Here is a 7,249-nt window from a genome sequence, read left to right on the forward strand (position 1 = left end):
CGTGGGCCGGCGGCCCGCGCGGCGTCGGCGCCGACGGCATCCCTTCTCCTGAGGCTCCGCCGAACGCGCTTTTCGCGATCTCGCCGATGCCGGCCAGCGAGGAGAGCAGCGCCGTGCCCTCATAGGGCATCAGCACCACTTTCTGGTTCGGCGCCGCGCCCAGCGTCTCGAACGCCTTCACGTACTTCTCGGCGATGTAATAATTGAGCGCCGCCGGATCGCCCGCGGTGATCGCCACCGAGAGCATCTGCGTCGCCTTGGCGTCGGCCTCGGCCAAGCGCTCGCGCGCCTCGGCGTCGCGGAAGGCGGCCTCGCGCCGACCCTCCGCCTGGAGGATCTGCCCCTGCTTCTGGCCCTCGGCCTTGAGGATCTCGGACTGGCGCTGGCCCTCCGCCTCCAGGATCACCGCGCGCTTCTCGCGCTCGGCCTTCATCTGCCGCGCCATGGCGTTGACCAGGTCCTTGGGCGGCACGATGTCCTTGATCTCGATGCGGTTGATCTTCACGCCCCAGGGGGCGGCGGCGGCATCCACCACACGCAGCAGGCGCTCGTTGATCTCGTCGCGGTGCGAGAGCAGCTGGTCGAGGTCCATGGAGCCCATGACGGTGCGGATATTGGTCATGGTCAGCGCCAGGATGGCGAGATCGAGCTGCGCCACCTCGTAGGAGGCGCGCGCCGCGTCGAACACCTGGAAGAAGGCGACGCCGTCCACCGAGACGGTGGCGTTGTCCTTGGTGATGACCTCCTGGGTGGGAACGTCGAGCACCTGCTCCATGACGTTCACCTTGTTGCCGATGCGGTCGATGAACGGGACGATGAGGTTCAGCCCCGGCGTCAGCGTCTTGGTGTAGCGGCGGAAGCGCTCGACCGTGAACTGGTAGCCCTGCGGCACCGTCTTCACGCCGGAGAAGACGACGGCGATCGCCAGCACCAGCAGGACGAGGACGAAGAGATTCGGACCGAAATCGATCATGGGCGCCCCCAATCGCGCCCCGATGGCGGGGCTGCCGCGCCGATATGGTCATGGCCAAAGCGGCGGGGCAAGGGTGCGAGGCGCGCCAGCGCGCCGCCGGGATGTCCGGTCAGCCGGCGGCGGCGCGGGTGGTGCCTTCCATCTGGCCGATCTCCTGGAGGTGCATCTCCAGCGCCAGGCGGTCGAGGCTGGCGATCGGCAGGTTGGCGAACACCGTGATGCGGTTCTTGAGGTGGCGGAACGCCTGGTTGAAGGCCGCGCCGCGGTCCATATCGCCGCCGTCCACCTTGGCCGGGTTCTCGATGCCCCAATGGGCGGTCATGGGATGGCCGGGCCAGATCGGGCATTCCTCGTCCGCCGCGTCGTCGCAGACGGTGAAGACGAAGTCCATGTGCGGCGCGTCGGGGCCGCCAAAGACGTCCCAGCTCTTCGGGTGCAGCCCCTCGGTGGAATAGCCGAGCCGCTCCAGCGTCTCGATCGCCATCGGGTGCACCTGCGGATCGGGGTTCGTGCCGGCCGAGAAGGCATGGAAGCGGCCGGCGCCGTCCTTGTTGAGGATCGCCTCGGCCATCAGCGAGCGGCCGGCATTGTGGGTGCAAAGGAACAGGACATTGTACGCGCGATGCGGTTCGGCCGAGCTCGACATGGGGTCCTCCCAGGGCGCCCGGAGCCGGGCGCACGCCATCCGCCCCCGGAGCCGGCGGCCGCGCGGGAGCGGTATCTTATAGTCACGCTTTTCGAAGCTTTTGTGTCGGTGCCGCGGACCCGCACCCGCGCCGGATCAATGACCGGCCGGCGCGCCGCGGAGAAATTCCACAGCCGGCCCGGCCCACCCCCCTTCCGTTGCCGCGAGGCCACACCCACATGAGCGACAGCGCGGGTGTGGTCCATCCGCGCGGCGGTAGCCGGGGATGCCGGTGCCGTGCCCCAGCGTGCCGCCGTGCTTCTCGAAGGCGGCCGGCGCGAGAAGGAGGAACAGACACATGAATTTCGAGATCTATACCGAGCGCGCGCGGGGCTTCGTCCAGTCCGCCCAGTCGCTGGCGGTCCGCGAGGGCAACCAGCAGTTCACGCCGGAGCACCTTTTGAAGGTGCTGATGGACGACCCCGAAGGCCTGTGCTCGGGCCTGATCCAGCGCGCGGGCGGCAATCCCACGCTGGTGCGCGCCGATGTCGAGGCCGCGCTCAAGAAGCTGCCCAAGGTGCAGGGCGGCTCGGGCCAGGTCTATCTCAGCCAGCAATTGGCCAAGGTGTTCGAGACCGCCGAGCAGGCGGCCAAGAAGGCCGGCGACGGCTATGTCACCGTCGAGCGGCTGCTGCTGGCGCTCGCCATCGAGAAGGACACCGAGGCCGGCAAGATCCTCGCCAAGGCCGGCGCCACGCCGCAGGGGCTCAACGCCGCCATCGAGGCGCTGCGCAAGGGCCGCACCGCGGACAGCGCCACCGCCGAGAACGCCTATGACGCGCTGAAGAAATATGCCCGCGACCTCACCCAGGCCGTGCGGGACGGCAAGCTCGACCCGGTGATCGGCCGCGACGAGGAAATCCGCCGCACCATCCAGGTGCTGGCGCGCCGCACCAAGAACAACCCCGTGCTCATCGGCGAGCCCGGCGTCGGCAAGACCGCGATCGTGGAGGGCCTCGCCCGCCGCATCGTCGACGGCGACGTGCCCGAGAGCCTCAAGAACAAGTCGCTGCTGGCCCTCGACATGGGCTCGCTCATCGCCGGCGCGAAATATCGCGGCGAGTTCGAGGAGCGCCTGAAGAGCGTGCTGTCCGAGGTGGAGAGCGCGGAAGGCGGCATCATCCTGTTCATCGACGAGATGCATACCCTGGTCGGCGCCGGCAAGACCGACGGCGCCATGGATGCGTCCAACCTCTTGAAGCCCGCCCTTGCCCGCGGCGAGCTGCACTGCGTCGGCGCGACCACGCTCGACGAGTATCGCAAGCACGTGGAGAAGGACGCCGCGCTCGCCCGCCGCTTCCAGCCGGTCTTCGTGGCCGAGCCCACGGTGGAGGACACCGTCTCCATCCTGCGCGGCCTCAAGGAGAAGTACGAGCTGCACCACGGCGTGCGCATCACCGATTCGGCGCTGGTGTCGGCGGCGCTTCTCTCCAACCGCTACATCACCGACCGCTTCCTGCCGGACAAGGCCATCGACCTGGTGGACGAGGCCGCCTCGCGCCTCAGGATGCAGGTGGATTCCAAGCCCGAGGAGCTGGACAATCTCGACCGCGAGATCATGCGCCGCAAGATCGAGCAGGAGGCGCTGAAGAAGGAGACCGATGCCGCCTCCAAGGACCGCCTGAAGCGCTCCGAGAAGGAGCTGGCGGACCTCGAGGAGCGCGCCTCCGCCCTCACCTCCAAGTGGAAGGCGGAGAAGGAGAAGCTCGGCGAGGCCACCACCGTGAAGGCCAAGCTCGACCAGGCGCGGGCGGACCTTGCCACCGCGCAGCGCCAGGGCGAGTACCAGAAGGCCGGCGAACTCACCTATTCGGTGATCCCGGAGCTGGAGAAGAAGCTCGCGGAGCTGGAGCAGGCGGGCGGCGCCGGCGCCATGGTGGAGGAATCCGTCACGCCCAGCCACATCGCTGGCGTCGTCTCCCGCTGGACCGGCGTGCCGGTGGACAAGATGCTGGAAGGCGAGCGCGAGAAGCTCCTGCGCATGGAGCTGGAACTGGCGAAGCGCGTGGTGGGCCAGGCGGAGGCGGTCGCCGCCGTCTCCACCGCCGTGCGCCGCGCCCGCGCCGGGCTCCAGGATCCGAACCGGCCCATCGGCTCGTTCCTGTTCCTCGGCCCCACGGGCGTCGGCAAGACCGAGCTGACCAAGGCGCTCGCCGAATTCCTGTTCGACGACGAGACGGCGATGGTGCGCATCGACATGTCCGAATACATGGAGAAGCACTCCGTGAGCCGGCTGATCGGCGCCCCTCCCGGCTATGTGGGCTATGACGAGGGCGGCGCGCTGACCGAAGCCGTGCGGCGCCGGCCGTACCAGGTGGTGCTGTTCGACGAGGTGGAGAAGGCGCATCCGGACGTGTTCAATGTCCTCCTGCAGGTGCTCGACGACGGGCGCCTGACGGACGGGCAGGGCCGCACGGTGGACTTCCGCAACGTGCTGATCGTCATGACCTCGAACCTCGGCGCCGAATTCCTCGCCGATCCGCGCCAGCCCATGGGCTTCAAGGTGCCGGGCAAGGAGGGCGAGGAGGTGGTCTCCGACGAGGAGGCCTACGACCTGGTGATGGGGGCCGTGCGGCGCCACTTCCGCCCGGAATTCATCAACCGGATCGACGAGATCGTCATGTTCCACCGCCTGAAGCGGGACCAGATGGACCACATCGTGGACATCCAGCTGGGCCGGCTGCGCAAGCTCCTGGAGGATCGCAAGATCACCATCGAGCTCTCCCCCGAGGCGCGCAGCTTCCTCGCCGAGAAGGGCTACGACCCGGCCTATGGCGCGCGCCCCCTGAAGCGCACCATCCAGAAGCTGGTGCAGGACCCCCTCGCCGAGAAGATCCTCGGCGGCGAGATCCTCGACGGCGCCAAGGTGACGGTGGGGCTCGACGGCGGCCACCTGACCTTCAAGAGCGAGGCGGCGAAGGTGGATCGGGCGGCGTGAGGGGATTGGGGTTTAGGGTGTGAGGATGGACCCCCGGCGTGAGAGCGCCGGGGGTTTTTTTGTGGGTGCGGGGGAAGGCGGCAGCCTGAAGCGCAACGCCGACGGCTCGCTCACCCTCTACACTAGCACGGCACCCAGTCCGCAAGGGAGCAACGGGTTCGATGGCCCCGGTGATTCCATCTACACGATGATGCGACTACTTCCTCTAAGGAAACCCCGCCCTCGATCCTGCCGGACGGGAACGGGGTGAAAGCCGCCGGTGGTGAGGCAGGCGGAAGAGTGACATGCGAATGCATTTGTCCTCTAGCAAAAAAGGCGAGACTACTTCCCTCCAGCATGAGTAGCCTTTAGCATGGGGTCATGACCACACCCGTTGAACATAATCCAACCCCTGTAGACGATGAAGAGGTTATGCGCGCCTTTTATTTATTGATGGCGTGGACAAATAAGGAGTCGACGCTTGTAGATGGGGTATACTTAAAACTGGACTGTGATTGCGATAAGGAACAGTGGCAGCCACTATGTCCGCTCGGCTGCTATGGCGATCTGAGCGCGTTTTATGGCCCAGAGCTCGTTTTTCCGTGGACACCTGACTATGCAAAGGATTTGATGGGTCGGGGCGAGCGCCTCATTGAGGTCACTGAGGGCTGTACCGTCGTCATCAATTCTGTGACGCCGCGCCTCCTAGCTCCCACATTCAAAGAATTTGCGCCTTCTAACCAGAGAGAAGGAAAGCTCGCACATCTGAGTGTAATTCACCCTAACGGCGAAGCCATCAACGTTAAGAGGCCGCTTGTCCTACTGAGAGCGAGCGCCATAGACACATTTCTCATAGCCGGAAATTACGGGGCGGCTTTTCGGGGTTTGATCGATCAATTGGGAGATCAAATGGGATTGCCGAATATCCAAGAATTTCTCGACGAACCGATCGAGAGTTGGCCAAAACTTAACAATGAGATTGATCCAATTTATAAGAGAGCCTTCCTCGCCTTGTTGGAAGGGCAGCAGACGTTCGATTACGAACCGTATGTTGCATTTGGATATCTAATGGCCAAAGCGGAAGCCGCCAGCCAACTTTTGCCGTCAGCGACCAAGGGGCGTCAAGCAAAATATATTCAGGAAAAGGCTGCTAGAGAAAGACGAAACAAAAGCCGGAATTCTACAGATAGACTTAGATTACTAGCTAAAGATGTAATTCGTGAAAATCCCGACATTTCTCTTGGGAAGTGTGCTAAAATTGTTGATAATTTAGTTTCATCTGATCCAAATTGGACATTTCAGCCCGATGAAAAGTGGGTTGCACGTCATATAAAGGAGCTATTTGAACGTCGCCCAAACGGCGTGGAATATAGGCCGAAGCGCGGCTCGTGAGGGGGGGACGTCTTGGGGTCATAGGGGGATGATTGGTGGTTGTTGCCTGTGCACTGCTCTTTTTTCGGGTTCATTGTCTCCGCCTAATAAATGGAGACTTGAATGACACAGGATTGGATTTCGTCCCTCGCTGCTCTGTTGTCAGCCCTAGCCGCTCTTGTCCGGGCTATCCGCCGACGTAGATAATCCCACGACGGAGAGAAGGGACGACAAAATCAGCTCCCATGCCCATCCCCCTCGACCTCCAGCACGCCACCGAGCAGTTCGACCGCTTCCTCGCCGATGCGCGGGACACGGCCGGGCTCGCCACGCGCAATCAGGCCTACACCATGGTGGAGGGGGTGCTGGTGGTGTTCCGGCGGCGGTTGTCGGTGGAGGAGGCGATCCGCTTTGCCGGGGTGCTGCCGCCCGTGCTGCGGGCCATCTTCGTGGCGGACTGGGACCCGGCGGAGCCGCGGCGGCCGTTCGCGGATCGGGAGACGATGACGGCGGAGGTGCAGAACCTGCGTCGTCACCACAATTTCGCGCCGGCCTCGGCCATCGCCGACGTGGCGGCGGCGCTGCGGCGGAACATGGACGCGGGCACCCTCGACCGCGTCCTCGCCACCCTCCCCGAGGGCGCCGCCGACTTCTGGAAAGCCTGACCCGCCCCGCCCCCCACCCCCCTCAATATGCCTGCAGCGGCAGGATCCCGCCGGGGCCGACCATCAGGCCCCAGGTCTCGTCGGCGCGTACCTCGATGTCGTCGGTCTCCGTCTTGCCGCCGACCTTGATGGCATAGCGGTATTTGCCCGGCGCGAGGTCGAGCATCGGGCCGTCCGGCGCCTTGGTGCCGGCATTGGCGGGAACCTTGATGGTCTTCTTGTCGAAGGTGAGGGTCGCCGCCTGCGGCTCGATATTGCCGAACATCACCCGCGCCTTTCCGGGCGGCGGCAGGATGCCGGCCGCCTTCGCCGCCTCGGGGCTCCTCAGCGCGAGGTTCACCGTCGTCTCATTGCCCTTGCGGCCGAGCTTGAGCACCGCCGGCCCGTCGGGCGCGGTGAAGCGCAGGGTGGCGGCGTCGGCGGCGAGCGTCCGGCCCTCTGCCTCCTCCTTCCAGCCGCGCTGGCCCAGCTCGCGCCGGTAGAAGTCGAGCACCACGGCCAGATCCATGGGCACGCCGGCATTGAGCTCGCGCCGGAACGGGGTCTTGGTCGCCTCCGACATGGTGACGGGCACCGGCAGCCCGCCGCGCTCCTCGGCCACGAGGTCTTCCGGCGCGGGGGGCGGCGCGCTCCGCCAT

The 7,249-nt window shown here is 65.4% G+C and carries 5 protein-coding genes and 1 pseudogene; 3 read left to right on the top strand and 3 right to left on the bottom strand.

Annotation, left to right across the window (positions count from 1 at the left end):
• A partial coding sequence (locus AC2W7M_RS16300) for an SPFH domain-containing protein (protein ID WP_486133278.1) occupies positions 1 to 973 on the bottom strand: 973 nt, incomplete at its 3' end.
• 109 nt (positions 974 to 1,082) lie between these two features.
• The gene (locus AC2W7M_RS16305; protein WP_486133280.1) at positions 1,083 to 1,619 is read right to left on the bottom strand and encodes an arsenate reductase ArsC; all 537 of its coding nucleotides are present in this window, start codon (positions 1,617 to 1,619) and stop codon (positions 1,083 to 1,085) included.
• 337 nt (positions 1,620 to 1,956) lie between these two features.
• Here AC2W7M_RS16305 and clpB point away from each other — a divergent pair, with 337 nt between their 5' ends.
• The 3 genes from clpB (at position 1,957) to AC2W7M_RS16320 (ending at position 6,611) form a co-directional block, all read left to right on the top strand.
• Complete coding sequence (gene clpB / locus AC2W7M_RS16310; protein ID WP_486133282.1) at positions 1,957 to 4,596, top strand: ATP-dependent chaperone ClpB; 2,640 nt, start codon at positions 1,957 to 1,959, stop codon at positions 4,594 to 4,596.
• A 360-nt stretch (positions 4,597 to 4,956) separates the two neighbouring features.
• Positions 4,957 to 5,967, top strand: a complete 1,011-nt coding sequence (locus AC2W7M_RS16315) for a hypothetical protein (RefSeq protein WP_486133284.1) — start codon at positions 4,957 to 4,959, stop codon at positions 5,965 to 5,967.
• 224 nt (positions 5,968 to 6,191) lie between these two features.
• A complete protein-coding gene (locus AC2W7M_RS16320) occupies positions 6,192 to 6,611 on the top strand; it encodes a DUF2267 domain-containing protein (RefSeq protein ID WP_486133286.1) in 420 nt (139 codons plus the stop codon).
• A 22-nt stretch (positions 6,612 to 6,633) separates the two neighbouring features.
• On the opposite strand, the pseudogene AC2W7M_RS16325 reads toward AC2W7M_RS16320, so the two are convergent.
• A pseudogene (locus AC2W7M_RS16325) lies at positions 6,634 to 7,249 on the bottom strand (hypothetical protein); the annotation flags it as partial.

This window comes from Xanthobacter sp. BG11Y11_SDJG, from assembly GCF_057364445.1.